Annotated in this window: 22 protein-coding genes; 15 read left to right on the plus strand and 7 right to left on the minus strand. The window is 72.9% G+C overall.

Annotated features, from left to right (window positions below; translation table 11 throughout):
- Positions 1–18: 18 nt before the first annotated feature.
- Positions 19–687, minus strand: coding sequence for a potassium channel family protein (locus ACIA5A_RS00860; protein ID WP_396755126.1), 669 nt, complete (start codon positions 685–687; stop codon positions 19–21).
- Positions 677–2,011 (minus strand): TrkH family potassium uptake protein, encoded by a 1,335-nt coding sequence (locus tag ACIA5A_RS00865; protein WP_396755128.1) that lies wholly within the window; start codon positions 2,009–2,011, stop codon positions 677–679. Before ACIA5A_RS00865 ends, ACIA5A_RS00860 begins: the two co-directional genes overlap by 11 nt.
- Positions 2,012–2,117: 106 nt before the next feature.
- Between ACIA5A_RS00865 and ACIA5A_RS00870 the strand changes: the two genes are divergently transcribed.
- Together ACIA5A_RS00870 and ACIA5A_RS00875 are read left to right on the plus strand one after the other, a co-directional pair.
- Complete coding sequence (locus ACIA5A_RS00870; RefSeq protein ID WP_396755130.1) at positions 2,118–3,233, plus strand: glycerophosphodiester phosphodiesterase; 1,116 nt, start codon at positions 2,118–2,120, stop codon at positions 3,231–3,233.
- Between the two features lie 181 nt (positions 3,234–3,414).
- On the plus strand, positions 3,415–4,170 hold the full coding sequence (locus ACIA5A_RS00875; protein ID WP_396755132.1) for a DUF5131 family protein: 756 nt from the start codon (positions 3,415–3,417) through the stop codon (positions 4,168–4,170).
- 23 nt (positions 4,171–4,193) lie between these two features.
- Here ACIA5A_RS00875 and tcmP read toward each other — a convergent pair whose 3' ends face one another.
- Positions 4,194–5,369: a three-Cys-motif partner protein TcmP gene (tcmP, locus tag ACIA5A_RS00880; RefSeq protein ID WP_396755134.1), complete on the minus strand. Its 1,176-nt coding sequence runs from the start codon at positions 5,367–5,369 to the stop codon at positions 4,194–4,196.
- Positions 5,370–6,292: 923 nt separating this feature from the next.
- Between tcmP and ACIA5A_RS00885 the strand changes: the two genes are divergently transcribed.
- From ACIA5A_RS00885 to ACIA5A_RS00920, 8 genes are all read left to right on the plus strand, one after another.
- Positions 6,293–6,553, plus strand: coding sequence for a hypothetical protein (locus ACIA5A_RS00885; protein WP_396755136.1), 261 nt, complete (start codon positions 6,293–6,295; stop codon positions 6,551–6,553).
- A gap of 115 nt (positions 6,554–6,668) precedes the next feature.
- Positions 6,669–9,938: a VWA domain-containing protein gene (locus tag ACIA5A_RS00890; RefSeq protein WP_396755138.1), complete on the plus strand. Its 3,270-nt coding sequence runs from the start codon at positions 6,669–6,671 to the stop codon at positions 9,936–9,938.
- 288 nt (positions 9,939–10,226) lie between these two features.
- Positions 10,227–11,429, plus strand: coding sequence for a substrate-binding domain-containing protein (locus ACIA5A_RS00895; RefSeq protein WP_396755140.1), 1,203 nt, complete (start codon positions 10,227–10,229; stop codon positions 11,427–11,429).
- Between the two features lie 4 nt (positions 11,430–11,433).
- Positions 11,434–12,177: an ABC transporter ATP-binding protein gene (locus ACIA5A_RS00900; RefSeq protein WP_396755142.1), complete on the plus strand. Its 744-nt coding sequence runs from the start codon at positions 11,434–11,436 to the stop codon at positions 12,175–12,177.
- On the plus strand, positions 12,174–12,908 hold the full coding sequence (locus ACIA5A_RS00905) for an ABC transporter ATP-binding protein (protein ID WP_396755144.1): 735 nt from the start codon (positions 12,174–12,176) through the stop codon (positions 12,906–12,908). Before ACIA5A_RS00900 ends, ACIA5A_RS00905 begins: the two co-directional genes overlap by 4 nt.
- On the plus strand, positions 12,908–13,798 hold the full coding sequence (locus tag ACIA5A_RS00910) for a branched-chain amino acid ABC transporter permease (RefSeq protein WP_396755146.1): 891 nt from the start codon (positions 12,908–12,910) through the stop codon (positions 13,796–13,798). Before ACIA5A_RS00905 ends, ACIA5A_RS00910 begins: the two co-directional genes overlap by 1 nt.
- Positions 13,795–14,904 (plus strand): branched-chain amino acid ABC transporter permease, encoded by a 1,110-nt coding sequence (locus tag ACIA5A_RS00915; RefSeq protein WP_396755148.1) that lies wholly within the window; start codon positions 13,795–13,797, stop codon positions 14,902–14,904. Before ACIA5A_RS00910 ends, ACIA5A_RS00915 begins: the two co-directional genes overlap by 4 nt.
- Positions 14,905–15,028: 124 nt before the next feature.
- Positions 15,029–15,784 (plus strand): SDR family NAD(P)-dependent oxidoreductase, encoded by a 756-nt coding sequence (locus ACIA5A_RS00920; RefSeq protein WP_396755150.1) that lies wholly within the window; start codon positions 15,029–15,031, stop codon positions 15,782–15,784.
- A 54-nt stretch (positions 15,785–15,838) separates the two neighbouring features.
- On the opposite strand, the gene ACIA5A_RS00925 is transcribed toward ACIA5A_RS00920, so the two are convergent.
- Positions 15,839–16,663 (minus strand): hypothetical protein, encoded by an 825-nt coding sequence (locus ACIA5A_RS00925; RefSeq protein WP_396755152.1) that lies wholly within the window; start codon positions 16,661–16,663, stop codon positions 15,839–15,841.
- A gap of 142 nt (positions 16,664–16,805) precedes the next feature.
- Between ACIA5A_RS00925 and ACIA5A_RS00930 the strand changes: the two genes are divergently transcribed.
- The 4 genes from ACIA5A_RS00930 (at position 16,806) to ACIA5A_RS00945 (ending at position 22,014) form a co-directional block, all read left to right on the plus strand.
- Positions 16,806–18,584 (plus strand): BTAD domain-containing putative transcriptional regulator, encoded by a 1,779-nt coding sequence (locus ACIA5A_RS00930; RefSeq protein ID WP_396755154.1) that lies wholly within the window; start codon positions 16,806–16,808, stop codon positions 18,582–18,584.
- Positions 18,584–20,701: a DEAD/DEAH box helicase gene (locus tag ACIA5A_RS00935; RefSeq protein ID WP_396755156.1), complete on the plus strand. Its 2,118-nt coding sequence runs from the start codon at positions 18,584–18,586 to the stop codon at positions 20,699–20,701. The genes ACIA5A_RS00930 and ACIA5A_RS00935 overlap by 1 nt, the downstream gene beginning before the upstream one ends.
- A 127-nt stretch (positions 20,702–20,828) precedes the next feature.
- A complete protein-coding gene (locus tag ACIA5A_RS00940) occupies positions 20,829–21,059 on the plus strand; it encodes a heavy-metal-associated domain-containing protein (protein ID WP_396755158.1) in 231 nt (76 codons plus the stop codon).
- Positions 21,052–22,014, plus strand: a complete 963-nt coding sequence (locus ACIA5A_RS00945; RefSeq protein ID WP_396755160.1) for a hypothetical protein — start codon at positions 21,052–21,054, stop codon at positions 22,012–22,014. Before ACIA5A_RS00940 ends, ACIA5A_RS00945 begins: the two co-directional genes overlap by 8 nt.
- Positions 22,015–22,036: 22 nt before the next feature.
- On the opposite strand, the gene ACIA5A_RS00950 is transcribed toward ACIA5A_RS00945, so the two are convergent.
- Positions 22,037–22,456: a helix-turn-helix domain-containing protein gene (locus tag ACIA5A_RS00950; RefSeq protein WP_396755162.1), complete on the minus strand. Its 420-nt coding sequence runs from the start codon at positions 22,454–22,456 to the stop codon at positions 22,037–22,039.
- A 149-nt stretch (positions 22,457–22,605) separates the two neighbouring features.
- Here ACIA5A_RS00950 and ACIA5A_RS00955 point away from each other — a divergent pair, with 149 nt between their 5' ends.
- On the plus strand, positions 22,606–23,037 hold the full coding sequence (locus tag ACIA5A_RS00955) for a hypothetical protein (RefSeq protein WP_396755164.1): 432 nt from the start codon (positions 22,606–22,608) through the stop codon (positions 23,035–23,037).
- On the opposite strand, the gene ACIA5A_RS00960 is transcribed toward ACIA5A_RS00955, so the two are convergent.
- Both ACIA5A_RS00960 and ACIA5A_RS00965 read right to left on the minus strand, forming a co-directional pair.
- Positions 23,034–24,194 (minus strand): class I SAM-dependent methyltransferase, encoded by a 1,161-nt coding sequence (locus tag ACIA5A_RS00960; RefSeq protein ID WP_396755166.1) that lies wholly within the window; start codon positions 24,192–24,194, stop codon positions 23,034–23,036. The two genes, ACIA5A_RS00955 and ACIA5A_RS00960, sit on opposite strands and share 4 nt — an antisense overlap.
- A gap of 127 nt (positions 24,195–24,321) precedes the next feature.
- Positions 24,322–26,007, minus strand: coding sequence for a DEAD/DEAH box helicase (locus ACIA5A_RS00965; RefSeq protein WP_396755168.1), 1,686 nt, complete (start codon positions 26,005–26,007; stop codon positions 24,322–24,324).
- Positions 26,008–26,254 lie beyond the last annotated feature (247 nt).

Consider the following 26,254-nt stretch of genomic DNA (forward strand, 5'->3'; position numbering starts at 1 on the left):
GGCCCGAAGGGCTGACGGTCAGGTCAGCGCCGCGAAGCGCTGCACCTGCGTGATGCCGCCCTCCACGATGAGCACGCTCTCCGGCGCGAGGACCATGTCCGGCCCGGCGTAGCGGAACGGTTCGCCGGGCAGCTTCGCGCCGACCACCATCACGCCGTACCGCTCGCGCGGGGCCAGCTCGCGCAGGGCGCGCCCGACCAGCGGCGCCGGCACCCGGACCTTGGCGATGGCGAAGTCGTCGCCGAACTCGATGAAGTCGAGCATCCGGCTGACGATCAGGTGCGCGACCCGTTCGCCGGTCTCCGCCTCCGGGAACACCACGTGGTGCGCGCCGACCGAGTGCAGGATCTTGGCGTGCTTCGCCGAGGTGGCCCGCGCCCAGATCTGCGGTACGCCCAGCTCGGTCAGCGCCAGCACGGTCAGCACGCTGGCCTCGACCGACGCGCCGATGGCGACCACCACCCGGTCGAAGTCACCCACGCCGAGCTGGCGCAACGCCGCCTCCTCGGTGGCGTCGGCCTGCACCACCCGGTCCAGTTCGGCGGACCACCGCTGGACCACCGCCGGGTCCCGGTCGACGGCGAGCACCTCGTGGTCGAGGCGCGTCAGCGCGCCGGCCAGGTGGTAGCCGAACCGTCCCAGGCCGATGACCACGACGCCGGTGTCGTCCGAGTGTCTAGCCGACAATGGGTTGCTCCTCCGGATAGCGGTACAGCCGTCGTCGGGTGTTCAACGCGATCGCCGAGCCGAGGGTGAGCGGTCCGATCCGGCCGACGTACATGAGCGCGGTCAGCAGGTAGACGCCGGGCGCGGGCAGCCGTTGGGCGAGACCGACGGTGAGGCCGGTGGTGCTGAACGCGGAGGTGACCTCGAACAGCGCGGCGTAGTAGCGCACCTCGTCGGTCATCGCGATCAGCACGACCGTGCCGCCGGCCACCAGCGCCACGCTCAGCAGGGCGACCGTCAGGGCCTGCCGCTGGCTCGCCGGGGACACCCGGCGGCGGCCGACCGTGGTGTCCGGCTCGCCGCGCAGCTCCGCCCAGATGGCGAAGCCGAGCAGGAAGAACGTGGAGACCTTGATGCCGCCGGCGGTGCTCGCGCTGCCGCCGCCGACGAACATCAGGCCGATCAACATCGGGTAGCTCTCCTCGGTGAGCCGCCCGACGTGGATCACGTCGAACCCGCCGGTGCGGCTCAACGCGATCTGGGTGAACGCGGCGAGCACCTTCCCCGGCGCGTCGAACGTGCCCAGCGTGTACGGGTTCCGCCACTCGGAGACCAGCAGGTAGCCGAGGCCGAAGGCGGTGAGCGCCACGCTGCCCCAGACGGTCAGCTTGGTGGCGACCGCCCACCGGCGGGGTTGCCGCCACTCCCGCACCGCCTCGAACAGCGCCGGGAAGCCGAGCCCGCCGATGATCGCGCCGAAGCTGAGCGGCAACGCCACCCACGGGTCCCGGGAGAACGCGACAAGCCCGTCGGTGTAGAGCGTGAAGCCGCCGTTGTTGAACGCCTGGACCGAGTGGAACACGGCCGACCAGAGCGCCCGCCCGGGCGGGTAGTCGTAGACCAGCCAGAACCGCCCGCTGATCAGGGCGGTCATCAGCGCCTCGGTGACGAACACGGTGACCGCGATGCGCAGCAGCAGCCGGCGTACGTCGCCGAGGCCGAACTCGGCGGTCTCGGCCTGCACGAGCAGCCGGTTGCGCAGGCCGAGCTGCCGGGACACCGCGAGGATCACCAGTGCCGCGCCGGTCAGGATGCCGAGGCCGCCGAGCTGGGTCAGCACGGTGATCATCACGAGGCCGAAGTCGTTCCAGTAGTTCGGCGTGTCGGTGATCGCCAGGCCGGTCACCGAGACCGCCGAGGTGGAGGTGAACAGCGCGGTCAGGAACGGCGTCCAGCGCTGCTGGCTGGTGGCCCAGGGCAGCATGAGCAGCCCGGTGCCGATCAGGATCACCGCCAGGAACCCGAGCGGCACCAGCCGTACCGGCTTCCGGAGCAGACGGCGCACCACGTCATCTTCCGTCCGGAGATTCACCGGCAGGTCAGGAACCGACCAACTGGGCGTCAACCGCGCCGGGTCTGCTGTGCGTACCCATCGACGACAGGAGACGGCCTTGCGACGTACCCTTTCCGCTCTCGGCCTGGCCGGCGCGCTGCTCGCGGCGGCGGCCGTGGTGGCGCCGACCGTGGCCGCCCAGGCCGACCCGGACCGCGCCGAGCGACCCCGCGCGGCCCAGCGGCCGCTGGTGATCGGCCACCGGGGCGCCAGCGGCTACCGCCCGGAGCACACCCTGGAGTCCTACCGGCTGGCCATCCGGCAGGGCGCCGACTTCATCGAGCCGGACCTGGTCTCGACGAAGGACGGCGTCCTGGTGGCCCGGCACGAGAACGAGATCTCGGGTACCACGGACGTGGCCGCCCACCCCGAGTTCGCCGCCCGCAGGGCCACCAAGACCATCGACGGCGTGGCGGTGACCGGCTGGTTCACCGAGGACTTCACGCTCGCCGAGCTGAGGACGCTGCGGGCCAAGGAGCGGCTGCCGCAGGTGCGGCCGACCAACACCGCGTTCGACGGGCGCTTCGAGATCCCCACCTTCCAGGAGGTCGTCGACCTGGCCCGGACCGAGTCGAAGGCCCGGGGCCGGACCATCGGCGTCTACCCGGAGACGAAGCACCCCACCTACTTCGCGTCGATCGGGCTCGCGCTGGAGGAGCCGCTGGTCGCGGCGCTCCGCAAGAACCGGCTGACCCATCGGAACGACCCGGTCTTCGTGCAGAGCTTCGAGACCGCCAACCTGCGCAAGCTGGACAAGATGATCGACGTGCGGCTGGTCCAGCTCATGGACGCGACGGGCGCGCCCTACGACTTCACCGCGGCCGGCGACCGCCGGACCTACGCCGATCTGGCCACCGCCGCCGGCCTGGCCTGGGTCTCCCGGTACGCGGACGGCGTCGGCCTGAACAAGAACCTGATCGTGCCCCGCGACGCCGCCGGACGGCTGCTCGCGCCGACCTCGGTGATCCGGGACGCGCACCGGCTCGGCCTGGTGGTGCACGCCTGGACGTTCCGTGCCGAGAACCAGTTCCTGCCGCTCGACTTCCGCCTCGGCGCCGACCCGAACGCGCGCGGCGACATCACGTCCGAGTACGAGCTCTTCTTCGGGTTGGGCCTGGACGGTGCGTTCGCCGACCAGCCCGACACCGCCGTGGCGGCCCGCGCCGGCCGCTGACCACCTTGCTCGCCTCGGGGTGCCCGGGTTCGCGCGGGCACCTCGACGGCGGCCCGCCACCGGGCCGTTGAGGAATCGTTCAGACAATGAAGGCGAGAGATCGGTCGGAAAGCGGCCTCACCCTTCCCATGCGTACGGATGTTCGACAAGATGGGCACTTCGCGATCGGAAGGAGGGGCGCATGGCCGACAAGAGCGCCATCGAATGGACGGAAGCAACCTGGAATCCCACCACCGGTTGTGACCGCATCTCCGCCGGTTGCGACAACTGCTACGCGTTGACTCTGGCGAAGCGCCTCAAGGCCATGGGCTCGACGAAATACCAGACCGATGGCGACCCGCGCACCTCTGGCCCGGGCTTCGGTGTCGCCCTGCACACCGATGCCCTGGACATTCCTCGCCGCTGGCGTGACCCGCGTACTGTTTTCGTCAATTCCATGTCGGACCTCTTTCATGCCCGCGTTCCCCTCGACTACGTCCAACAGGTGTTCACGGTGATGCGCGAGACGCCGCGGCATACCTACCAGGTACTCACCAAGCGAGCCGCGCGTTTGGCGAAGGTCGCTCACCACCTCGACTGGCCGGCGAATGTCTGGATCGGCGTGAGCGTTGAGGACGGAACGCAACGAGAGCGGGTCGAGCAACTGCGCGGGGTGCCGGCCGCAGTGCGCTTTATTTCGGCGGAGCCGCTGCTCGGCCCACTGGCTGCGCTCGATCTCGACGGCATCGACTGGCTGATTGCAGGAGGAGAGTCGGGGCGTGGCTGCCGCTCGATGGATCCGGCGTGGGTCCGTGACCTACGGGATCAGTGCACCTCTGCCGGCACCGCCTTCTTCTTCAAGCAGTGGGGCGGGCGCACGCCGAAGGTCGGTGGTCGGCTGCTGGACGGCCGGACCTGGGATGAGATGCCACTGCCCCGCGCGCTCGCGTCGGCCTAGGGTGCCGGGGTCTGGCGATCCCGTCACGGGCGCCAGACAACCTCTTTCCAGAAGTCGCCCGTGCCGGGGCAGCTGATCTGTCCCTGCCGGTACAGCGCCTTGACGGCCTGCCGCACGTGCGGGGCCCATGCCTGTCCGAGCGCCTCACCGTAGACCTCGGGAACGCGATCCACGATCTTGAAAGATGCATGCTGTTCCAGCGTCTTCACGAGGTTCCGCTCGATCGTCCGCGACCAGCGCGGGGCGTTCTCGGCCTTGTACTGCTCGGCATCGAAGACAGGACCGTCGCCGAACAACGTGTCACCTAGGTGATCGCCGCGGCGAAGCTGTTCCCTCACCCACGCCTCCTCCCATTCGACACCGGCCTTACCCAGGGTGTCGGCAAAGTGCCAGGCTCCTTCGCCGTGCCTGGTGAACAGAGTGAGGACGTACTTCGGCGCGAGGCCGGGCCGTGGCCGCACGGGCATGCGCACCGCCTGGTAGTCCGATCCCTCGGTGAGGTTCCGGGCGTACCTGTCCGCGACCCGCAGTGCGACGTCGGTCGCACGCTCGTCGTCCTGCGCGTCCGACACCTTGGCGAAATAGTCGCGCCACCATGCCCCACCGAGGAACCGGTCCAGTCGAGCGGCGGCTTTCTGTTCGCTCCCCGACAGGCCGCCGGGGCGCTGGCCGGCGACGTGGACGGCGCGGCCCATCCGGGCCACGGTGGAGACGCTGAAGTGCAGCAACACCTCGGTGGGTGGCCAACTGGGCCGACCGAGCAGCCGGGCGCGGATCAGGTCGAAGTCGAGGGCCGGGCCGAACGGATCGAGGAAGGCGAACAGCGAGGAGCCCTTGGCCCGAGCCAACAACTCGGGGAGGTGCTGGTCGAGGCTGCCCTGGCGCAATTCACGTTGGACCGGGCCGCCCTTCTCGCGGAGGACCTGTTCCAGGTTCGCGTAGCTGTCCGGATCCTGTTCAACGAAGAACGCCAGCACGTCGCGGAAGCCCTGAACGAACTCGGCGCACCGGGACAGGAGCAGCGGTGAACCCGGCTCCCCGCCGTCGTACTCGCCCCGTCCGGCGTAACCGTCCAGGAAGACGATCGGGTTGCCCTGACCCGTCTTGGACGCGAACACCACCGGATAGCGCTTGAGGATGCCGTGCTTGAGCACGGCGGCTGCCTTCTTGGAGCGGAAGAATTCGTCGTTCGCGGGCAAGAGTCCTCCCCACATCATTCACTTTTCGTGATGCGAAGATAGCCCTCCGTAACGGTCGGTGCTGGCCGCAGTTCGGCTGCTGGTTGGTGCTCGAACCGCCGGGGGGTGCTCGGTGAGCAGCGGTGATGCCCTTCGTGCGGAGGTGCGAAGGGGGCAGGGGAGTCCATGATCTGACAACAATCGCACCCAAAGCTGAGGTCGGTCGCGCGCTCGGCCCGGCCGGTGTCGGCTCAGTGCCTTGTTGCGCCGGCTGCTGGCGCTCGGGGCTGCCGCCAGCACCATCCGGGGCGGCCCCTCGCTCTGGTGCCTACAAACTTGATGGCGAGAATGGATCGGTCCGCGCTCGGTCCGCGTCACGGCAGGGCGGCACGGGGGCTGGCCCGGCGTGGCGGTGTGGACCGGCGGGCGGGTGCGTGGGTGTAGCGGTGTGGGCCAGCGTGGCGGTACTGGTGGCCTGTGCGCGGGCCGGCTTGGCGTCGGCGGGACTCGCGGCCTGGTGTCGGTTTATGTGTGATGGGCGTGAGTCGTCTACGCCATCAAGTTTCTAGGGAGTCGAAGGCTATCGGGCCGGAGGCTTGGCGACATAGGTGCCGCGGCCGGGCTGGCCGGTGATCAGCTCGCGATCGTGCAGCAGGGGCATCGCGCGGTAGGCCGTGTTGATGTGAGGTCGTTGGCGATCCGGCGGAATGGAGCTTCGGCTGTGGGCATGGTGAGGACTCCGGTTGGTTCGGCAAATCACGGGAGTCGGGCCCGGAATGGGCTCCGAGGTCGTGCCGCCGCTCTGGGCTGCGGTCTCGGGGCCGGCGACCCACCCGCGTCCCCTATCCGTGGGTGGGTCGCCTCCATGGCTGGTGAGGAGGCCCTGTGGAGAACGCGCGAATCGAGCGGGCGGTCAGGAGTTGGCTCGCGTTGGGGGCGTCCCGGTGAGCCGGGAGCGGTTCGTCGTGCACCTGCCGGTGCTCGCGGCCGACCTCGACCGCGCGTGCGGTCTCACCCGGGCGATCTGCCGTGTGCTCGGGTTCCTGACCGAGGTGGAGCGGGCCGGGACAACCGTGTCGAGGGAGGATGGGCAGTCCGTACGCCACTGGGTCTGGTGCGACCGGTTGCTCGACGGTGGGCGGCGTTGCCGGCGGGCGGCGGAGCACGACGGCGAGTGCGGGCCGGGGGTCCCTGGCCGATCGTGACGACCATTCGCGATCGGTAAAGCCTTCATAGAAACGGACATTTGCCCCAATACTGACTTCGCCGCCTGCGGCAAGGGCAGGCGCTGTACGGGGGTTGTGAATGTCCATTTCTAAGATGACACGAGCGCGGCGCCGGTGGTGCGCGGCCGCCGCCCTGACCCTGGTGGGCGGCCTGCTGCCGCTCGTCGGCCCGCAGGCGGCGACGCCGGCCCGGGCCGCCGACGCCACCCACGCGACGCTCGTCGTCAACAAGGGCGGTGACCGCACCGGCGAACAGACCGTCGGGCCGCTGGCCGGCGCCACCTTCGACTTCTACGCGGGCGTCAGCGGGACGCGGCCCGTACCGGGCGCCACCCCGGACGCGTCCTGCACCACCGACGCCACCGGCAGGTGTGCCGTCGACGTGCCGGGACGCACCGGCACGAACCAGGGCTACTGGATCATCGAGCGCGGCGCGCCCAGCGGCTGGCGCGTCGTCGACAGCCTGGTCACCGGCAACGGCGGCAGCGCGCCCTACCAGTCCACGCCGTACAACGGGGTGTTCACCGGGGCGGTGGCCAACAACCGGACGTACACCTTCCCGGCGGTGACCACCGGGAACACGAATCGGACCGCGCGCGGCGCGGTCTGGGCCGACGAGCGGGACAACCCGGAGCTGCCCGCCTCGTGCGGTCTGCGCGTCGCGTTGCTGATCGACGTGTCCGGGTCGATCCGGCCGGACCTGCCGGTGGTGAAGAACGCCGCCAACGGCTTCGTCGACGCGTTGACCGGCACCCCGTCGGAGATCGGGCTCTACACGTTCGCCACGAACGCCAGCGCGGTGCTGAACCCGGTCCCGGTCTCCGACCAGAGCGGCGCGAACACGGTCAAGGCGGCGATCAACGGCCTCACCGCCAGCGGCTCCACCAACTGGGACCAGGGCCTGTGGCAGATCGCCGCCGCGCCCTACGACTACGACGCGGTGATCGTCCTGACCGACGGCAACCCCACCGTGTACGGCCCGCCGCCCGCCCAGGGATCCGGCAGCTTCACCAGGTTCGTGGAGGTGGAGAACGGCATCTTCTCCGCCAACGCGGTCAAGGCCAAGGGCACCCGCGTGGTCGCGGTCGGCGTGGGGGCGGGCGTCTCCGGCGCACCGGACAACCTGATCGCCATCTCCGGCCCGGCGGCCGACTCGGACTACTACCAGACCGACTACGACCAGCTCGCCGCCGTCTTCCGGGAACTCGCCCTGGAGAACTGCCGGGCCACCGTCAGCGTGGTCAAGATGGTGATCCCGCCCGGCGGCGGCGACCCGCTGCCGACCGGCGGTTGGACGATCTCGTCCAGCAGCACCGGCGTGACCCCGCCGAGCGCCGTCACCGAAACGTCCACCGGCGCGGTGAACCTCGCCGTCGACCTCGGCGGTCAGCCGAGCCGGGCGGTGGCGATCGCGGAGACGCCGCAGGCCGGGTACGCCCTGGTCCAGCAGGACGGGCTCAACGCCACCTGCACGGCCGGTGGCCAACCGGTGCTGGTGGCCAACATCGGCGCCGCCGGGTTCAGCGTGGACGCGCTCGCCAACGACGCGGTGACCTGCGTGATGATCAACCAGGCCGAGCCCGAGCCGGCCTCGGTGGTGGTGAACAAGACCTGGGTGGTCAACGGACAGACCGTTCCGGACCCGCAGCAGGACGCCTCCATCCAGGCCGGGCTGCTGCTGCCCGGCGTCGACCAGCCGGCCTGGGGCGTGGAGTACCACACCTTCCAGGCGGGGCAGTCGATAGTCGTCGACGAGGAGATCACCGCGTTGCCGCCCGGGTGCAGCAACACGGCCAGCGGCGACCTCGGTGAGCAGACACTCGCCGCCGGCACCAACACCTACCAGGTCACCAACACGGTGACCTGCGAGACGCGGCTGATCCTGGCCAAGTCCGTGCAGAACCCGTACGGCCCACCGGCGCCGCCGGCGACGGCCTGGGACCTGACCGCGTACGGGCCGAACGGGTTCACCGTGAAGAGCGGCGACCCGGCCCGACCGGTCGTCGCGGAAGCGATCTACTCCCTCGGGGAGAGCACCGTCCCCGGCTTCACCCAGACCGTCGTGCCGGGCGCGACAATCGTGCCGCCGGCCACCGGTAGCTGGAGCTGCGGCGTCCGGGACCGTACCGGGCCGGGGGTCAACCCGGAATTCGGCGGCGAGAACGGCCAGGTGGCCGTGCAGATCGGCCAGACCGTCGTCTGCATCGCGGTCAACCAGGCGCAGCCGGCGCTGTTGACGCTTGTCAAGGAGGTGCGCAACACCCACGGCGGCACCGCCGTGCCCACCGACTGGGTGCTCGACGCCACCCCGCCGGCCGGTTCCGCCACGCCTGTCACCGGTCGCAGCGGGGAACCCGCGGTGACGAAGGCGACGGTGAACCCGAACCTGGCCTACACGCTCGCCGAGAGCGACGGCCCGGCCGGATACGAGCAGGTCGGCGCGCCCACCTGCGTGCTCACCGGCACGTCCACCCCGGTCGAGACGCCGGACAACGTGCTGACGCCGACGTTCGGGCAGGACATCACCTGCACGTTCGTCAACGCCGACGTGGCGCCCCCGCCGCCGACCACCGGCCGGGTCACCCTGGTCAAGGAGGTGCGGAACACCTACGGCGGCACCGCCGTGCCGACCGACTGGGTGCTGAGCGCCACCCCGCCGCAGGGATCCGGGGCGAACCCGGTCAGCGGGCGCAGCGGTGAGCCGGCGGTGACCGACGCCGAGGTGACGGCCGGCGTGCCGTACGGGCTCAGCGAGAGCGGCGGCCCGTCCGGGTACGAGCTGACCGAGCTGCGCTGCGTCTTCAACGACACCGGCGAGCCGGCGCCCACCCCGGGCAACGTGCTCACCCCGGCCGCGGGGCGCGCGTACACCTGCACCTGGCGCAACGGGCAGCTCGACCCGAACGGGGCGCACCTGACCCTGGTCAAGAAGGTCTGGGGCAAGGCCGCCCCGACCGACTGGACGCTCACCGCGGCGCCGGCGAACGCGGCGACGCCGATCAGCGGCCCGTCCGGCAGCCCGCAGGTGACAGCGGTGCCGGTGCAGGCCGGCGTCGGCTACCGGCTCGGCGAGTCGGGCGGCCCGAAGGGCTACCAGCAGGTCGGACCGCCGGAGTGCGTGCTCACCGGCACCGACACCCGGGTGTCGGTGGTCGACGCGGTGGTCACCCCGGCGCGGGGGCAGGACATCACCTGCACCTTCACCAACCGGATGGCGGAGAAGCCGTTCCCGCCGTTCCATCCCGGCAAGCACCTGCCGGTCACCGGCCTGAAGTTGACCGGGCTGATCGGTGGCGGCGCGCTGGCGATGACCGCCGGCGTGGTGCTGACCGTGCTCGGCTGGCGGCGACGCCGGACGACGTGAGGGACAACTGTCGGCCGGTGACCGGCTGACCGGGGGCGGCCCGGCGGGACTTCCCGCCGGGCCGCCGCGCGTCGGCGTCCGCGATGGTCCGGGTCGACATTGCGGCCGGGCTCCGCGTGGGGGGCCCGGCCATTCCGGGTCGGTGGGGTTACGAGGTGGTGTCCCACGTTGTAACGTGCGGCCATCCCGCTCCGGAGACTTGTGTGCGCCGACCACATAGCCCGTGGGTGACGTCACTTCTAGCGTGAGCCGACAACTGACATTCCCCTGTCCTCACCTGGAGTCGCAATGACGATCCGGCACACGCGACGGGTGTTCCTTTCCGCCGCCACGATGATGGCGGCCGCGCTGGCCGCCACGGCCTGTGGCAGCCCGCAGGACACCGCCTCCGGCGGCGGCGACGCCGCGCCGGTCAAGGTCGGTCTGGTCTACTCCCAGTCCGGGCCGCTGGCCAGCTACGGCAAGCAGTACATCGAAGGGTTCAAGGCCGGCCTCGACTTCGCCACCAAGGGCACCGGCAAGGTCGGTGACCGGAAGATCGAGGTGACCGAGGCCGACGACGCGGGCGACCCGGCCAAGGCGGTGTCCGCCGCCAAGGACCTGATCGGCAAGGGCACGAAGATCATCGCGGGGTCCACCTCCTCCGGGGTGGCGCTCCAGGTGGCCCCGATCGCCGCGCAGAACAAGGTGCTGTTCGTCTCCGGTCCGGCCGCCACCGACGCGGTGACCGGCGCGAACAAGTACACCTTCCGCTCCGGCCGGCAGTCCTGGCAGGACGTGGTGACCGCCAAGTCGTTCATCGGCGACGCAGCAGGCAAGAAGGTCGTCGTCTTCGCCCAGGACGGCGCGTTCGGCGACGCCAACGAGGCCGCCGTCAAGGCCGTGATCGGCGGTGCCGGCGCGAGCGTGAGCAGCGTCCGCGCGCCGGCCAGCGCCACCGAGTTCACCCCGTTCGCCAGCCAGATCAAGGCCGCCAAGCCGGACCTGCTCTTCGTCGCCTGGGCCGGCACCACGGCCGGCGCCATGTGGCAGACGCTCGACCAGCAGGGCGTGCTCGCCGCCACCACTGTCGTCACCGGCCTGGACATCCGCGCCTCCTGGCCGACGTTCGGCGCGGCCGGCAGCAAGATCTCCTTCCTGTCGCACTACTTCGACGGCGCCAGCGACACCGAGGCGGCCAAGGCCGCCAAGGCGAAGATCCCCGGCGGCACGCTCGACTTGTTCCACCCGGACGGCTTCGCCGCCGCGCAGATGGTCGTGCGCGCGGTGCAGGAGGGCGGCGACGACGTGGACAAGATGGTGAAGGCGCTGGAGGGCTGGGAGTTCGAGGGCGTCAAGGGCACCATGAAGATCCGCGCCGAGGACCACGCGCTGCTCCAGCCGATGTACCAGGCCAAGCTGACCGGCAGCGGCACCACGTTCACGGCGACCGCGCAGAAGACGCTGACCGGTGACGAGAGCGCGCCGCCTGTCGCGCAGATGAAGGGCTGAGGACGTGCTCGCCACCCGCGGTCTGACCTGGCGGATCGGTGAGGTCGCCATCGTCGACTCCGTCTACCTCGACCTTCAGCCAGGGGAGTTCCTCGGCGTGATCGGGCCCAACGGCGCCGGCAAGACCTCCCTGTTCAACCTGATCACCGGCCTGCGCCGGCCCACCGAGGGCAGGGTCCTGGTGGACGGGTCGGACGTCACCACGCTGCCCCCGCACCGGCGGGCCCGGCTCGGCCTGGGGCGTACCTTCCAGGCGTCCTCGGTCTTCGGTTCGCTGACGGTGCGGGAGAACGTCCGGCTCGCCGTACAGGCACACCGGGGTGGCTCGATGAAGCTGTGGCGGCGGGCGGCGGCCGACCGGGAGGTGGCCGCCGCCGCCGACGCGGCGCTCGACCGGGTCGGCCTGCACCACCGGGGTACGGCGCTGGCCGGCACGCTCGCCCACGGCGAGAAACGCAAGCTGGAGATCGCCCTGCTGCTCGCCGGGGAACCCCGGGTGATGCTGCTGGACGAGCCGATGGCCGGGGTGAGCGCCGAGGACGTGCCCGAACTGGTCCGCGTGATCAAGTCGCTGACCGGGGAGAGCGGCCGGGCGGTGCTCATGGTGGAGCACCACATGGACGTGATCCTGGAGTTGGCCGACCGGATCGCCGTGATGCACCACGGCGCGCTGCTGGCCTGCGACACCCCGGACACGGTGATGGCCAACGCCACCGTGCAGGAGGCGTACCTGGGGGAATCCCTATGAATGAGCCTGTGCTGTCGGTGGAGGACCTGTCCGTGCGGATCGCCGGGCTGCACATCCTCCAGGGCGTGTCGTTCGAGGTGGCGCCGACCGGCGTCACCGTGCTGCTCGGGCGCAACGGCGTCGGCAAGACCACCACGTTGCGGGCGATCGTCGGGCTCACGCCGCGCGGCGGCGAGGTGCGCGGCACCGTGCGGATGGGCGCGCGGAGCCTGCTCGCCCGCCCCACCCACCGGCTGGTCCGCGGCGGCCTCGGCTACGTGCCGGAGGACCGCTGCGTCTTCGCCGGGCTCACCGTCGCGGAGAACCTGCGACTGGCCGAACGGCGGGGCACGACCCCGGCGTACGACAAGGTCTTCGCGCTCTTCCCGGAGCTGGACCGGCGCGGACGGCAACGGGCCGGCTCGCTTTCCGGCGGGCAGCAGCAGATGCTCGCCATCGGCCGGGTGCTGCTCAACGACAACCGGCTGCTGCTGGTCGACGAGCCGACCAAGGGGTTGGCGCCGAAGGTGGTGACCGAGGTGGCCGAGGTGCTGGAACGGGTCGCGGAATCCGTGCCGGTGCTGCTCGTCGAGCAGAACCTGGCGGTGGTGCGGCGGCTGGCGTCCGACGCGGTGGTGCTCTCCGCCGGCCGGGTCGCCTGGACCGGCGACGCCCGCGAGCTGCTGCTGGAGACCGCGCTGACCAAGTCGCTGCTCGGTGTGGGCGCCGGTTCCGGGGAGGTGCACGCCTGATGGACACGGTGGTCCTGCTGACGTTGACCGGGCTGGGCCTGGCGGCGCTCTACTTCCTCGTCGCCTCCGGCCTGTCCCTGGTCTTCGGCCTCGCCGACGTGCTCAACTTCGCGCACGGCCTGTTCCTCGGCGTCGGCGCGTACGCGACCTGGTGGGCGGCGGGCAACCTGCCCGGCGCCGGGCCGGACGGCGTCGGCTTCGTGGTGGCGGTGCTCTTCGGGGTGCTGGCCGGCTCGCTGGTCGCGGTGCTCGTCGAGCTGGTGCTGATCCGGCCGCTCTACTCCCGCACCATCGAACAGGTGCTGGTCACCGTCGGCCTGTCGCTGGCCGGGGTGGCGTTGCTCCAGGCCACCTGGGGCGCGGACCCGCGGACGTTCCCGCGCCCGGACTGGAGCCGCGAGGTGACAGCGGTGTTCGGCGCGCAGGTGCCGAACGCCGGGCTGCTGCTGATCGTCGCGGCGGTGGTGGTGCTCGGCGCGCTGCTGGCGTTCCTGCGCTGGACCCGGTACGGCCTGATCATCCGGGCCGGGGTGGAGAACCGGGAGATGGTGACCGCGCTCGGCATCGACGTCCGCAAGGCGTTCACGCTCGTCTTCGCGATCGGCGGGGCCGCCGCCGCGCTGGCCGGTGCGCTCGGCGGCGTCTACTTCGGCACCGTCTCACCGGGCCAGGGCGGCTCGCTGCTGATCTTCGCCTTCATCGTGGTGGTGATCGGCGGGATGGGCTCGGTGGTCGGCTCCGCGTACGCGGCGGTCGCGGTGGGGCTGCTGCAACAGTTCGTCAACTACTACGGCACGTCCGGGCTGGGTGACCTCTGCGTGGTCGGTCTGCTCGCCGTGGTGCTGCTGCTGCGCCCGCAGGGCCTGGCCGGAAAGGTGGCTCACGCATGACCAACTCGGTGGTCGACGCGCCCCCGGCGCAGGTGCCCGACGAACTGACCCCCGGGCGTCCCCGCTGGCACGGCCTCCGCCCGTACCTGCCGTTGGTGGCCCTGGTGGTGGCGGCCGTGCTGCCGTACTCGACGCTGAACCTGCCGGGGATCTTCGAGGGACCGCTGAACTCGCCCGGCACGTTGCAACTGCTCGCCATCTGCCTGGTCTTCGGCGGTCTCGCCGCCGGCTACGACCTGTTGTTCGGGCGCACCGGCATGCTCTCCTTCGGGCACGCGCTCTATTTCGCCGCCGGCGTCTACGGCACCGACGTGCTTGTCACCAAGGCCGGGCTGCCGCTGTGGCAGGCCGCGGTGCTGACCGTGCTCGGCGGCACCACGCTCGCCGCGCTGCTCGGCGCGGTGGCGCTGCGCACCGTGGGCATCGCGTTCGCCATGGTGACGCTGGCGTTCGCGCAGGTCGGGGCGATCCTCGTGGCCCGGGACTTCGGCGGGTTGACCGGCGGCGAGGAGGGGTTGCCGCTTGACGTGTCCGGGCTGCCGGCCGCGCTTGTCGGCGTCACCAACACGGTAAACCTCTACTGGCTGGCGTTGGCCTACCTGGCGCTTGTGGTCCTGGTGGTGCACCGGGTCAGCGGTTCGCCGACCGGGCGGGTGCTGGCCGGGCTCCGCGACGACGAGCGGCGGATCGGGGTGCTCGGGCTCGACCCGTACCGGTTCAAGCTCGTCGCGTTCACCCTGGCCGGCGGCCTGGCGAGCGCCGGCGGCGTGGTCTACGTGCTGATCGTGGGCGGCGCCAGCCCGCACATCACGAGCAGTGAGCTGACCCTGTCGCTGCTGGTCATGGTGGTGCTCGGCGGCCCGGGCACCCGGTGGGGCCCGGTGCTGGGCGGCATCCTCTACATGTACCTGGACCACCGCCTGACGGCGTTCGGCAGCAGCGACGCGGTGAACAGTCTCCCCGCGTTCCTCAGCCACCCGCTGAGTCAGCCCCTCTTCGTCCTGGGCACCGTCTTCATCCTGGCCGTCTACTTCTTCCCCGGCGGCCTGGCCAGCCTCCGCTCCCGCCTGACCCCCCTCCGCGCCGCCCTCCGCCCCCGCCGCTGAACCCGGCCCCCGGCCGTCTCCGGCCACCGCTCCGTTGATCAAGGAGTTCGTGTCGGGCTCACCGGCCTAAAATGACGCGAACTCCTTGATCGACGAGGTCGGGGTAGGACCGGGGGGAGGAACGGTGACGGAGGAGCGGCAACGGCTGGCGGTGGTCAGCGGGGGTGGGACCGGGATCGGGGCCGCGGTGGCGCGGGGGCTCGTGGCGGACGGGTTCGACGTGCTGGTCGTGGGGCGGCGGGGGGACGTGCTCGCGGCGGCCGCCCGGGACATCACCGCCGAGAGTGGACGGGCGGACGCCGTCGTGCCGGTGGTCGCGGACCTGACCGATCCGGGGCAGGTGTCGGCGGTCGCCGACGCGGTCGGGGAGCGGACCGTGGACGCGATCGTCAACAACGCCGGGGGCTACCTCGGCGGGCCGACCGGCACCCTCGACGAGGTGGCCGCCTGGTGGCGCGCCAACCTCGACGCCAACGTGCTCACCGCGGTCCTGCTCACCGAGGCGCTGCTACCCGCGCTGCGCCGCCCCGGCGGGCGGGTGGTCCTGCTCAGCTCGATCGCCGCCCAGCGCGGCGGGGGCGGGCCCTACTCGGCGGCCAAGGCGGCGCTGCACGGCTGGGCGTACGACCTGGCCGGGCAGCTCGGCCCGGACCGGATCACGGTCAACGTGGTCAGCCCCGGTTACGTCGCCGAGACCGAGTTCTTCGGCGACCGGATGACGCCGGAGGGCCACGCCAAGCGGGTGGCGGCCACCCTGGTCGGTCGGGCCGGCGTGCCGGACGACATCGCCGCCGCGGTGCGCTACCTGGTCGGCCCGTCGGCCGGCTACGTCACCGGTCAGGTTCTCGGCGTCAACGGCGGCTCCGTCCTCGGCCGCTGACGCGACGGGCGGCGGCCCCCCGTGTGGCCGCCGCCCGTCGAAGCGCGTCGCGGGTCAGCCGTTGAGCATCTCGTACGCCGAGGACGGTGCCTTCTGCACCTGGTCACCGGTGGGCGCGGCGATCTTCGGCGCCTTGCCGTAGTCGTAGTACTTGATGATCATCTTCATCGCCTTCTGCTTGCCGGCCGCCGGCACGTCAAGGGTCAGCGAGGCCAGGTTGCCGTCCGGGCCGACCACGGCGGTGAACGGCACCTTCTTGCCCGCCTCGGCCAGCGCCTTCAGGTCCACGTTCTCGAACGTGGACTGCACGTCGGCGTTGTCGGTCAGGTCCGCCAGCCCGGTGTACGTACCGTTGCCCTTGTCCGTCACCGTGTCCGAGGTGCGGATGACCGCGGCCGCGTTGCCCGGATCGGCGCCCTGGTAGGCCGGGATGCTGGCCTCGTCCGTGAGCTTGTCCCGGTCCATCGCCATCCAGCGCTTCGGCAGCTCGAGCATCTCGTGCAGGCCGGGCAGGCCGGTCAGCTTGACCCGCATCCACAGATCCTTGTCGATCCAGCGGAACGTCATGGCCATGGTGAACTTCGGGTCGTCGTTCTGCTGCTTGAGGGCGAGATCCATCGCCTCGGCGGTCGGGTCCAGCACGCCTGTGTACTTGTCGGCGCCGTCCTGGAGCAGGAACCGGAAGCCCGGGTCCTGCTCCGTCGGCACGGCGGCCAGCAGGGCGGCCTTCGGGTCGGCCGACGGCGTCGGCGCGGGCCCGGCGCCCTCGGAGGCGTCCCCGGCGCCGCACCCGGCGGCCAGGGCGGTGCTGGTCAGCACGGCGGCCGCGCGGAGCACGATCCGCCGGACGGTGACGGCGGTGCCGTTTCGCTGCGTCATCTTGTTCGACTCGCTTTCCCAGATCGGTTGTCGCCGCGGAAGCATCGCAGACCACCACCGCCGTGCCGCTGCCGATATGCTGCCGTCCGACTGCCGTCGGCCACGGCGGTCGACGGTCGGGGGTACGGGGGCGGAAACTCGCATGTCAGAGGCGCTGCGCTTCGAGCTCCTCGGTCCACAGCGGGCCTGGCACGCCGACCGTCCGATCGACCTGGGCCCGGCCAAACAGCGCGCCGTGCTGGCCGTGCTGCTGCTCTCCGCCGGCCGTCCGGTCCGCACCGGCCAGATCGTCGAGGCGGTGTGGCCGGAGGAGGCACCGGTCAACGGCGCCAACGTGGTGCAGAAGCACGTCGCCGGCCTGCGCCGGGTGCTGGAGCCCGACCGGTCACCGCGTACCCCGGCCCGGGTGCTCACCCTGACCGACGCCGGTTACGTGCTGCGGGTGACGCCCGAGGCGGTCGACGCGGCGCGCTTCGAGCGCGGCGTCCAGCGCGCCCGGCAGGCGCAGGCCGCCGGGCGTACGGCGGAGGCGCTGACCGATCTGGACGCCGCGCTGGAGCTGTGGCAGGGCGAGCCGTTCACCGGCTTCACCGGCCCCTGGTTCGACGCCGCCCGGCACCGGCTGGTCGAGCTGCGGGCGGTCGCGTTGGAGACGCGTACCGAGCTGGAACTGGCCGCCGGCCGGCACGACGAGGCGGTCGGCCGGCTGGTCGAGCTGACCGCCGAGTTCCCGGTCCGGGAGCGGCTGCGTCTCCAGCTCATGCTGGCGCTGCACCGCAGCGGCCGGCAGGCCGAGGCGCTGGCCGCCTACCGGGACTTCGCCGCGCTGCTGCGCGACGACTACGGCATCGAGCCCGGCGAGCCCCTCCAGGACCTGCACCGGCGCATCCTCCGCTCCGACCCGGGCCTGCTGCCGCCCCCGCGCGCGGCGGCCGAGCCGGGTGCCCCCGTCGCGCCGACGCGCGGCGGCACGGACCGGGACGCGTCGCCCCCGCCGGTCCCGAGCCACCCGGCCCCGAGCCACCCGACCACGCCGGCCGACTCCGCGATCCCGGTCCTGTCCGCGACGCCGATCGGCCCGGCCCCGCCGGGCAGCCCGGTCCACCCGCTCAGCCCGGCCCAGCCCGCCGGCCCGGTGCACCTCGCGCCGGCGTACCCCGGCTGGCCGTCGGTCGGGCCGCACCGGGACTGGCCGCCGGTCCCGCCGGCCGCCCGCCCGCACCGGGGCGTGCCGGGCTGGATCAGCATCGGCGTCACCGTGCTCGGCGCGCTGGTCGCCGTGTTCTCCTTCGGCCTGCTCACCTGGCTGGTGGTGGGTGGCTACGCGATCTGGCGGCGGAGCTGGGGCAACGCCGTCGCGGCGGGGTACTACCTGATCCTCGGCGTGGCGTTCGTGGTGATCATCGGCTCCAGCGAGACCGAGGAGGTGAGCGATGCCGAAGGGGTCCTGATCTTCTGCTGGCTGATCACCTGGGTGGCCGGCGTGCTGCACGTGGTGCTGCTCAACGGCCGATTCCTCGCCTGGGTCGGCACCTACCGGCGGCGCGGGCCCGCCCCGGCCGGCCGGTTGCGCCGGGAGCACGCCCGCTACCTGCTCTACCACTACCCGACGGCGCGCGGTGAGCTGCGGATCGGCCGCCCCGACCTGCCCCGCGGATACGACGACGGCGGGCTGGTCGACGTCAACTCGGTGGCGGACGAGACGCTTGTCGGGCTGCCCGGTCTCAGCCCGGGTCAGGCGCAGCACCTGGTGCTGGACCGGCGCGTGCGCGGCCCGTACACCTCGATGGAGGAACTGGCGGCGCGGTGCCTGCTGCCGCCCGCGGTGAGCGACCCGCTGCGCGAGGTGCTGCTCTTCCTGCCGCCCGAGCCGCCGCCCGGTCCGCCGGCCACCCCCGCCGCCCCTGGTAGAAATGCCTGATGAGTCAGGACCGGATGGCCGTGCGGGACCGAGCCGAGGCGGTGCTGCGGCGGCTCGCGGGTGACCACGCCCGGCTGCGTGAGGACCAGTGGCGGGCCATCGAGGCGCTCGTGGTCGACCGGCGGCGGGTGCTCTGCGTCCAGCGGACCGGCTGGGGCAAGTCGGCTGTCTACTTCGTGGCCACCGCGCTGCTGCGCGAGCACGGCGAGCACGGGCCCACGGTGATCGTGTCGCCGCTGCTCGCGTTGATGCGCAACCAGGTCGACTCGGCCGCCCGGGCCGGCATTCGGGCCCGCACCATCAACTCGGCGAACCTCGACGAGTGGGACCAGATCACCGCCGAGATCAACGCCGGTGCCGTCGACGTGCTGCTGATCAGCCCGGAGCGGCTGAACAACCCGGACTTCCGGGACGGCGTGCTGCCGAAGCTCGCCGCCACCACCGGGCTGCTGGTGGTGGACGAGGCGCACTGCGTCTCCGACTGGGGACACGACTTCCGCCCCGACTACCGGCGGCTGCGGACGTTCCTGGCGAACCTGCCGGAACGCACGCCGGTGCTCGCCACCACCGCCACCGCCAACGCCCGGGTCACCCGCGACGTGGCGGAGCAGTTGGGGGACGCGCTGGTGCTGCGCGGCACGCTGGACCGGGAGTCGCTGCGCCTCGGTGTCCTGGAGCTGCCCAGCCCGGCGCACCGCCTGGCCTGGCTGGCCGACCACCTGGACCGGCTCCCCGGCTCGGGGATCGTCTACACGCTCACCGTGGCCGCGGCCACCGAGACGGCGGACTTCCTGCGCGGCCGGGGCTGGTCGGTGGCGTCGTACACCGGGCAGGCCGAGGACGCCGACCGTCGGGCCGCCGAACAGGACCTGCTGGACAACAAGATCAAGGCGCTGGTGGCCACAAGCGCCCTCGGCATGGGTTTCGACAAGCCCGACCTCGGCTTCGTGGTGCACCTCGGCGCGCCACCGTCGCCGATCGCCTACTACCAGCAGGTCGGCCGCGCCGGCCGCGCCGTCGACCAGGCCGAGGTGCTGCTCCTGCCGGGCGTCGAGGACGCGGCCATCTGGCGCTACTTCGCCTCGCTCGCGTTCCCGCCCGAGGAACAGGTGCGCGCCGTGCTTGCCGCGCTGGACACCGACCGGCCGATCTCCACCCAGGCCCTCGAACCGGTCGTCGACCTGCGCCGGGCCCGGCTGGAGCTGATGCTCAAGGTGCTCGACGTGGACGGCGCGGTCCGCCGGGTGCGCGGCGGCTGGCTCGCCACCGGTGAGCCGTGGGTCTACGACGAGGCCCGGTTGCGGCGCGTCGCCGACGCGCGCGCCGCCGAGCAGCGGGCCATGCGGGAGTACGCGTCCACCGCCGGCTGCCGGATGCGCTACCTGCGGGAGGGGCTGGACGACACCGGGGCGGCGGACTGCGGCCGGTGCGACAACTGTGCCGGTCCGCTGTTCGACGCCGAGGTGTCCGCCGAGGCGTTGACCGCCGCGCAGACCTTCCTCGGCCGACCTGGCGTGCAGATCGCGCCGAAGAAGCTCTGGCCGACCGGGATGGACGCGGTAGGCGTACCGCTGAAGGGCCGGATCGCCCCGGCGGAGCAGGCGCTGGCCGGGCGGGCCGTGGGCCGCCTCTCCGACCTGGGGTGGGGCGGGCGGTTGCGGAGCCTGGTCGGGCCGGAGTCGCCGGACGGCCCGGTGCCCGACGACGTGGCGGCGGCCGTGGTCGAGGTGCTGAAGGCGTGGGCGCACGGCGACGACAGGTGGCCCCGCCGCCCGGCCGCCGTGGTCGCGGTCGGCTCCCGCACCCGCCCCCGGCTGGTCGGTTCGCTTGCGGAGCGGATCGCCACGGTCGGCCGGCTGCCGCTGCTCGGCACCGTCGTCCCCACCGGCCCGGCCGGCGCCGACGGGCCGCGTGGCAACAGCGCGCAGCGGGTCCGCGCGCTGCACGACGCCTTCCACCTGCCGGACGAGTTGACCGACGCGCTGCCCGCGCTGGACGGGCCGGTGCTGCTCGTCGACGACCTGGTCGACTCCGGCTGGACGATGGCCATGGTGGCGCGCCTGCTGCGCCGCGCCGGCGCGCCGGACGTGCTGCCGCTCGCGCTCGCGACGGTGTAAGGAGGGGCCCCTTGTTAACGGCTCCGGTAGAGAAGGGGACCCCTCTCACACGCCGCCGGGTGCGAGCGGCACCACGGGGCGCGCGGGCGTCGGGGGCGGGCGGTCCGGCCGGCGGTACCGTGGGGCCATGACCGAGCGCCGACCCGTCGTCCAGACGTACACCGTGACCGGGATGACCTGCGAACACTGCGTCCGGGCGGTGACCGGGGAACTGTCCGCCCTGCCGGGCGTCGACGAGGTCCGGATCGACCTGGCGGCCGGCACGGCCACGGTCACCAGCGACGGCCCGCTGCCGGTGGAGTCGGTCCGCGCGGCCGTCGACGAGGCGGGTTACGAACTGGTCGGCGGCGTTGCCTGAGTCGGAGGCGGCGGCGGGACCGGTCGCGGTCGACCGGGAGACGCTGCGGTTGGCCCTGGTCGTCGGCGGCCTGGTGCTGGCCGTGCTGCTCGGCTTCGGGCTCGGCCGGCTCAACCCGCCGGCGAACCCGGCGCGGGCCGGCGCGGCCGCCGCCGGCGCCGCCGACAGCGCCGGCGGCGACCACGCCCACGCGCCCGGGACCGGCGCGCACTCGCACGACGGCGCCACCGTCACCCAGGGCGGAGGCGACGGCGCGACCGGCATGTCGATCAGTTCGGCCGGCTACACGCTCGTCCCGACCGGCCCGGCGCTGACCGCCGGCCGCGCCGGTGAACTGCGGTTCCAGATCCGTGACGACGGGCGGCGGGCGGTCACCCGGTTCGCCGTCGTGCACGACAAGCCGATGCACGTGATCGTGGTGCGCCGCGACCTAACCGGTTACCGGCACCTGCACCCCACGATGTCCGCCGACGGCACCTGGTCGGTGCCGCTGACGCCGTCCGACCCGGGCACCTGGCGGATGTACGCGGACTTCACCGCGGTCGCCGACGACGGCCGGCAGGTCGCCGCCGTGCTCGGCGCCGATCTGTCGGTGCCCGGCGGGTACGCGCCCCGCCCGCTGCCCGCGCCGGCGACGTCGGCCACGGTCGACGGGTTCACCGCCGCGTACACCGGCACGCCCGAGGTGGGCCGCTCGGCGCCGCTGAAGTTCCGGGTCACCGCCCCGGGCGGCGGCGCCGCGCCGCTGGAACCCTACCTGGGGGCGTACGGGCATCTGGTCGCGCTGCGCGAGGGTGATCTCGGGTATCTGCACGTGCACCCGGAGCCGGTGCGCGACGGCGACGCGGTGACGTTCTGGTTGACCGCGCCCGGGCCGGGTCGCTACCGGATGTTCCTGGACTTCCAGGTCGGCGGCGTGGTGCGGACCGCCGCGTTCACCCTGACGGTCGCCTGAACCGGGGCCGGGGGCGGGTGGGTCAGCCGGCCCGGCGGACCGGGCGGCGGGCCAGGTAGCGGAGCAGGTCGCGGATGTGGTGCTTCTCCTCGGCGGGGACGTTCGGGTCGGCGAGCCGATCCAGGATCACCCGCACGTCGGCCTCGACCGGACCGTCCTCGGCGCCCCGGCGACGGGGCACCGACCCGGCGTCGGGCAGGCCCAGGGCCCGGAACGCGGCGGCGACCGGCAGGTCGAGGGCGGCGCAGAAGCCGCGCACCTTGGCGAGTTCGGGGTAGTCCTGCCAGTCGCCGGCCAGCCAGCGGAAGACGGTGGAGCGGCCGACGCCGGTGTGGGTCGCGAGGTCGGTCACCGTCCAGCCGCGCTCCTCGCGCGCGTCGTCGATGGCCCGTCGCACGAAGCGTGCGAAGGCCATCTGCGGTGACACGTCGGCGGAGCCCATTGCGTCCCGAGCCTAGTACGCCCGCGCGACAAAACAACTGACTGATCGGTCGGAAGGTCCCGTGGGTGGGACCCACACCGCGTGAACACTTGCGAACTGTCAACTAAGCTGGACGAAACCCTCGCCGGCACCGAGTTCGAAGGAGCAGCATGGCCGAGCCGGACCGTCCCGTCCCGCACCGCCCGGGCGCGGTGAGCCTCTTCTTCGTGGCCAAGGCCGGTGTCTTCGCGCTCGGCTTCTGGATCTGGCTGCTGGTGCTGGCCGTGCGGGGGGATCCGGCGGAGGGCCTGCACCTGATCGCCGCGACCGGCGCGGTGTGCACCACGCTCGTCGGCGTGGTGCTGGGCGCGCGGATGGCGCTCCAGCGCAACGCCGCCGCCCGGCACGCCGAGCTGAAGCGGCTGCTCGTCGACATCTCCTGGAACGCGTTCGCCGCCGCCGGCAACTCCGACCAGGCGGCGAAGGTGGTGCCGTTCCCGAGCCCGCCGCTGGACACCGAGCGATCCACCAACCGGGGCCCCGGAGAGCGGGTCGCGGCGTTCGACCGGGGCGACCGTAACCGGGGCGAGCGGCGCCGCTAGCGCGTCGTCCGGTCCGCGTCCGCGAGCAGCGTCTCCAGTCGGGGCGTGACGCCCCAGCGGTCCACCAGCTCGCGATATTCGGATCGGTTGCCGTCGGTCGGCGCGCCCGCGGTCCGGCGTGCCCGGATCAGCAGGTTGCGCGGGGTGTGCCGGGAGTCGACGAACTCCACCACCTCGGCGCGGTAGCCGTGCAGCCGAAGCAGCCCGGCGCGCAGCGCGTCGGTGAGCACGTCGGCGAAGCGCTCGCGCAGGATGCCCTGCCGGGTGAGCAGCTCGTCCGGCCCGGCCACCGGGTGGGCCCGCAGTTGCGCGGCCAGGTCGTGGTGGCAGCAGGGGGCGGCGAGCACCCAGCGGGCGCCCCAGCGCACCGCGCGGGCCAGCGCCTCGTCGGTCGCCGTGTCACAGGCGTGCAGCGCCAGCACCAGGTCCGGGGCCGGTTCGACGGGCGCCTCGGCGATGGTGCCGGCCACGAAGCCGACCCGGTCGGCCCAGCCCAGCCGCCCGGCCAGCTCGGTGTTGCGGCGACGCTGGTCCTCCCGGACGTCCACGCCGACGAGCGTCACGTCCAGGCCGCGCCGGCTCAGGTAGCGGTACGCGGCGAACGTGAGGTAGGCGTTCCCGCAGCCCAGGTCCACGACGCGCAGCGGCCCGGCGAGGTCGTCCGGCAGGGTGGCGGCGAGCGCCCGGAGGAACGCGTCGACCTGGCGGCGCTTGGCCGCCGACCCGCCGATCGCGTCGAAGAGCGGGTCGGCGGGGTCGAGCAGCCAGTCCTTCGCCCGGTCGTGCCCGGCCGGCGCGGCGGCGGGGCGGCTGGCCGCGGCCCGGTGCACCTGCGCCTCGCCGGACTTGGTCACCCGGAGCTGGACCGTGGTGTCGGCGGTCTCCACGTGCCAGTTGCCGAACGGCTCGGCGAGCAGTTCGTCGACGGCCGTGCCCGCCTCCGCGCCGGGGGCGACGTTGCGGGTGTGCGGCCGGGCGCCGTCCGAGGTGGCGATCTGGAGGCGGGGTCCGGCCTTCAGGGCGACCGGACGCAGTTCCGCGCGGACCACCGAGGGGCGCTGTCCGCGCCGGCGGCCGGCGGCCACCGCCCGGGTCAGGCCCGGGTCCAGCAGCAGCGCCCGGACCTCCCGCAGCGCCGCGTCCAACGGTTCCGCCATGCCGTACCCCTTTCTGCTGCCCCGGGGCCCGGCCAGGCGGCCGGCCGACCTCGTGATCGGCGCCGTCGGCGTCGGGCAGGGAGCGGCCCCCGGAACTGGTGGGTCCGGGGGCCGTGTGCGTGTGTGGTCAGTCGGTGGTGGTGCTGGCGGCCTCGGCGGCGGGAGCGCCGGAGCTGCCGGCACGGCGACGCCGGCGACGGCGCGGCCTGGCGGAGGTCTCGCCCTCGGCGGTGGCCGCCACGGCCGGTTCGTTGCCGCCCTCGGCGCCGGTCACGCCGGTCGGCTGCTCGCCGGCCACCGTCTCGCCGGCCCGGCGGCGACGCCGGCGGCGCGGGGTACGCGTGCCCTCGTCCGACCCGGCCTCGGTCGCCTCGACCCCGGCGGCGGGTGCGTCACCGGACTCGCCCCCGCGACCGCGCCGGCGGTCCCGGTCGCGGCCCCGGCTGTCGCCGCCCCGGCCCCGGCTGTCGCCGCTGCGACCACGGCTGTCGCCGCGTCGCGACCGGCCGCCGCCCAGGTCCTCCTCGACCTCGGCCGACAGGCCGGCGCGGGTGCGCTCGGCGGTCGGCAGGGTGCCGCTGACGTCCCGGGAGATGTCCAGGTCGGTGTAGAGGTGCGGGGAGGTGTGGTAGGTCTCCGGCGGCTCGGGCATGTCCAGCCCGAGGGTCTTGTCGATGATCCGCCAGCGGGGCACGTCGTCCCAGTCGACGAACGTGACCGCGACACCGGTGGCCCCGGCCCGGCCGGTGCGGCCGATCCGGTGGGTGTAGGTGTCCTGGTCCTCGGGGCAGTCGTAGTTGATCACGTGGGTGACGCCCGTGACGTCGATGCCCCGGGCCGCCACGTCGGTGGCGACGAGCGTGTCGATCTTGCCGGCGCGGAACGCCCGCAGGGCCCGCTCCCGGGCGCCCTGGCCCAGGTCGCCGTGCACCGCCGCGACGGCGAAGCCGCGGAAGTCGAGATCCTCGGCGACCCGGTCGGCGGCCCGCTTGGTGCGGGTGAAGATCATCGTCAGCCCGCGCCCCTCGGCCTGGAGGATCCGCGCCACGATCTCGACCTTGTTCATCGAGTGGGTGCGGTAGGCGAGCTGCTGGGTCTGCGGCGACGGGCCGGTCTCGGCGGTGTGCCCGGCGTGGATCGTCACCGGCCGGCGCAGGAAGCGCCGGGACAGCGCGACGATCGGGTCGGGCATGGTGGCCGAGAAGAGCATCGTCTGCCGGTCCTCCGGCAGCATCGCGAGGATCTTCTCGACGTCGTCGAGGAAGCCCAGGTCGAGCATCCGGTCGGCCTCGTCGAGGACGAGCGCGCGAACCCGGTCGAGCCGCAGGTGCTTCTGCTTCTGCAGGTCGAGCAGGCGGCCGGGCGTGCCGACCAGGATCTCGACGCCCTTGCGCAGCGCCTCGATCTGCGGCTCGTACGCCACGCCGCCGTAGATCGGCAGCACCCGGACGCCCCGGGTGCGGCCCGCGGCGTCGAGGTCCTTGGCGACCTGGATGCCCAGCTCGCGGGTGGGAACGACGACAAGCGCCTGGGGGACGCCGTCGCTTCCCTCGGACGGGGCGAAGACGCGCTCGAGCAGCGGGATGCCGAAGCCGAGCGTCTTGCCGGTGCCGGTCGGGGCCTGGCCGATCAGGTCGACGCCGCGCAGCCCGATCGGCAGCGCGTATTCCTGGATGGCGAAGGCGCGGGTGATGCCCGCGGCGGCGAGCGCCTCGACGGTCTCCTGACGGGCGCCGAGCGCGGCGAACGTGGGTGCCTCCGGCGGGACCGGAGCTGTGGGGGCCAGTGGCTGGCCGCTGGTCTGCTCACTCATGTGGATGTGGGGGTGCCCTCTCGTGGTGCGCCCCTCATGTCCTCAGGGCGCGAACGGTTTGGCGCGGGCCACGCGATCGGCGGCGGTTTCGCCGAGCCGGACCGGGCCGCACGCGCTCCGGGGGACCGGCGCTGATCAGCGAAGCTGACCTGTTCGGTGCCCACGGCAACTGTCTCATCCTACCTGAACAGCCTCTCAGCCGTCCCGATTCCGGGTGGCGGCCGCGCATCCAGGGGTGCTTCGTGTG

Origin of the sequence: Micromonospora sp. NPDC051300 (genome assembly GCF_044455315.1) — a bacterium.
Classification (GTDB): Bacteria; Actinomycetota; Actinomycetes; order Mycobacteriales; family Micromonosporaceae; genus Micromonospora; species Micromonospora robiginosa.